Origin of the sequence: Endozoicomonas sp. ONNA2 (genome assembly GCF_024606365.1) — a bacterium.
Lineage (GTDB): Bacteria > Pseudomonadota > Gammaproteobacteria > Pseudomonadales > Endozoicomonadaceae > Endozoicomonas.
The window spans coordinates 1-1,671 of the sequence record NZ_JAHHPO010000405.1 but is presented as its reverse complement, the minus strand read 5'-3'; the positions used below and the strand labels follow the sequence as shown (position 1 = coordinate 1,671).

Genomic DNA, 1,671 nt, shown 5'->3' with positions numbered 1-1,671 from the left:
CGGCACGACCGGCTTCCGAAGGTTTCAACGTCTTCTGAAGTTACGGATTCAGGCTTTAATTAGATACTTTTACAAAGAAGCTTTTGGTGGACTTTGGGAAGATGAAATAAAAGAGCCATTTAATAAGAATAGAGAGCGGCTTCTAAATAAAGCTAAAGGAATTTTGGTGAAATCTTGCTTCCAGAAGCCGGAAGAAAAAATTATTGAAGCCGCCAATACTCAAGCAGCTATTTTGGCTATCCAGTCTGCCAGCAATAAGCTAAAAGCTAGTAAGGAAACGGTAATAAACTCAGTCACTGAATATTTAAAATTCTTAAATGATGAGCTTAACAAACTAAAAATTAATAAAAAGAAGATAATAAATTCATATAATGAATCTTCAAAATCCTCGAAAAATAAGATTTCAACAGTAAAATCAAACAACAATGCGATAGAAAACAAAAAAATAGAATTACAGAAATCTTTACAGACTCTGCTGTCAGAAACACTTCAAGATTCACGGAATAAATGCTTACAATGTAATGAGCGCTTATTGGAAAAATTCCAAAAAATCTTGGATAAATTTATTGGAAGAGCCAGAAAAAAAGTAACTGAACAGTGTGAAGTCACTAGAGAAAGCTATGTAAAAATGTTAACAGAAAAGTTAAAGGAAGAAGAAGAGAGAAAATCTGAAGAAAGATCTGAAGCAATAACAATCGCTAGCTACACTACTATTGCATCTGCCTTGTATACTCTTGGACCACCAGTGTTTAGATCCTTGCTTGCTAAATTTCTTATGTTTGGCCCTTATTTATCCTTGGGCCCTTATGTCTTAGGTGCAATTTCTATTTTTGATATCGGCAGAGTAGCATTGGAATACATCAATAATAAATCAAAACCTATTAATGGATCAGATTTAAATAATATAATCCCATTTGTTTCCTTGCCCGCAGCCCATAAATTTCCACAATTGATAGAAAAGAAATTATCTTCCGAAATAAATGAAGCCAACAAAAGCATTAATCATTCTATTGAAGAATTGAAAAACGATATAAAAAATGACTCTGAAAATTTGAAAAGGAGACTCAATGATTTCAATAACAAGATTAAAGATATTGCCAGTCTTATTAATATGAATAACTCTCACTTACTGATTAATTTCAACACCAGAAATATAGATTTTAATATAAAAATCACTGAAGAAATATTTAACATTCATGATTACGAAACTTTTTTAGGTGAGATTAAAATTCAACAAAATGAAGTGAAAATACCTTGTGTGGTTCAAACTAAACTAGTTGAATGTACCGAAACTTATTTCCAAAATAATTATACAAGCATTATCGATTATGTTCGTCGAAATAATGTTGCACAGTCAATTTTAGATGAAATTGATACCTGTGAAAGACAGTTAGAAGAATGCAATAAATTCATTAATAAAGATGTACAAAAAAACCTTGGGGAAAATAAGGCACTTATAACAAAACTAGGTAAACTCGATGAAGACATGGATGAACATTTTCGAAAGTGCATTAAGGAAAATGAGGCAGATATAACCAATATAACAGCACTAAAGGAGACTCTCGAATCCATAATAAAAGAAAAGTTAAAGGAGAGTGATGTTGAAGCACTGCATATAGGAATTGTCTAAAAATAACTTTCCCATTTCACTCTAATTCTGGAACTATGGTG

At 31.6% G+C, this 1,671-nt stretch carries 1 protein-coding gene; it reads left to right on the top strand.

Going from position 1 to position 1,671, the window contains the following annotated elements; genetic code table 11:
* The coding region (locus tag KDK14_RS07320; protein WP_257264400.1) for a hypothetical protein at positions 1 to 1,630 on the top strand (1,630 nt) is incomplete at its 5' end.
* Between the last annotated feature and the right edge of the window lie 41 nt (positions 1,631 to 1,671).